Genomic DNA, 1946 nt, shown 5'->3' with positions numbered 1-1946 from the left:
TACAATTTAGTAATAATAAATTCAGATCTTCTGTTGGCTTGGTGTTGGTCTTCAGTACAACTTGATTGGTTTGTTGGTTCACAACCACAATCGTTTACTAGTTGCGACTCACCATATCCTTTTCCTGTTAGTCTTGATTTGGCGATGCCTTTTTCTACTAACCATGCAATAGTTGATTTAGCTCTTCTGTCTGATAATGCCATGTTGTATTTGGCTGTTTGACGACAGTCTGTGTGTGAGCGAACATCAATCTCCATCGTTGGATTTTGTTCCATTACATCTAAGATTTTAGCCAATTCTACTGCTGCATCTGGTCGGATGAATGACTTGTCTAAATCGAAGTAGATGATTTTGATTCCAAAAGCTTTGGCTAAATCGTCTCCAGGTTGTACTGGTTTTTGTGCTTTCTCAAGTTCTACTGGTACAAATGATTTTCCAGATTCTTCTTTTGTAATGGTTGCTGTTTCTAAAGTGTTGTACTCTGGTTTTTCTGTTTTGATGTAGTATTTTGTTCCACAATCAACTTTTCCAAAGTCGAACTTACCGTCTTTATCTGAGATTACTTCTTGTAGCTTTTTGTAATTAGAATCTGACAATGTTACTCGTGCTCCAGAAAGTGGTAATCCTGATTCTTTATCGGTTACAACTCCAGTTAAGAATTGCTCACATTCTAGTTTCTTAGTTTCTTTAAATCTGTAGATATCATCGCCACCTTGTCCGCCATCTCTATTTGAGGTAACATATCCTATTCTTGATGATGTATCGATAAGGTAAGCAAAATCGTCTTTCGAACTGTTTAATGGTTCTCCTACGTTTTCTACTTTCTTGTAGCTTCCATCAGCTTGTTCTTTGGCAACAAATACATCTAATCCTCCAAGTCCTGGATGTCCATCTGAGGCAAAATAAATTTCATTCTCATTAGTCACCATAGGAAAAGTTTCTCTTCCTTCAGTGTTGATTACATTTCCAAGATTTGTTGGCGTACCATAACTTCCATCTGATTTTATTTCAACTTTGAACAAATCTGATTGTCCTAAAGTACCTGGCATGTTTGATGCAAAATATAATGTTTTCTCATCTGCACTTAATGCCGGATGTGCCACACTATATTCATTGCTATTGAATGGTAACTCAGTCACATCACTCCATTTATCACCATCTAAGGTCGCTTTATATAATTTTAATAAAGTCGATTTTCTAGCGTCTTTTCCTTTTTTTCCGTCAAGGAAATTGTTTCTTGTAAAGTAAACAGTTTTTCCGTCTTTGGTAAATACTGGTGTTGATTCGTGAAACTTTGAATTTAAATTTGCTCCAAATCTTCCTGGATCAGATAAAGCACCTTGGTCGCCTATATTGGCACTGTACAAGTTGGTAAAACTCTCACCTGTCCAAGAGTGTCTCTTGTTAGATAATCCTCCGGTATCTCTTGCTGATGCAAAAACTACTTTGTTACTTGAAAAAGCACTTCCGTAATCAGAATACTCTGAATTGATTCCAGCATTTTCTAAAGTATAACGTCCTGAGTTTTTCTTGATTTGTGCCAAATAATCTTTCTGAGCTGTAGCTAATTTAGCACGTAAATCATTACCGCTCTTTTGATTAAATTTCACCAACATTTCATCGGCTTTTTTGTAATCTTTTATCGCTTTTAATGATTGTGCATAACGATAGTAATATTCTGGCTCTACATCTTGTGTGAAGGCAAATAATTCGCCATACCATTTTGCAGCATTGTCTAAATCGGCTTTAAAATAGTACGAATCACCAAGCTTTTGTAACATCTCTTGCGATTTGTATCCTTTAGCAAAAATACGCTCGTAGGTTTTTATAGCATCAACATAGGCAAACTTATCGTACTGTTGGTCTGCTTTAGCTTCTTTTAACTTCTGACCTGACATGCTCATTGAAGCGATGCAGGCAACTACTAAATATATAATTCTGTTTTT

Annotated in this window: 1 protein-coding gene; it reads right to left on the bottom strand. The window is 36.0% G+C overall.

Annotation, left to right across the window (positions count from 1 at the left end):
• Positions 1-1937: OmpA family protein (locus tag ABD766_RS14915; protein WP_486320567.1), on the bottom strand; the 1937-nt coding region annotated here is incomplete at its 3' end.
• Positions 1938-1946: the final 9 nt, after the last annotated feature.

This window comes from Flavobacterium cheonanense (genome assembly GCF_039539185.1).
Lineage (GTDB): Bacteria > Bacteroidota > Bacteroidia > Flavobacteriales > Flavobacteriaceae > Flavobacterium > Flavobacterium cheonanense.
Note: the sequence above shows the minus strand (reverse complement) of the source record. Positions and strands in the feature narration are given on the sequence as shown.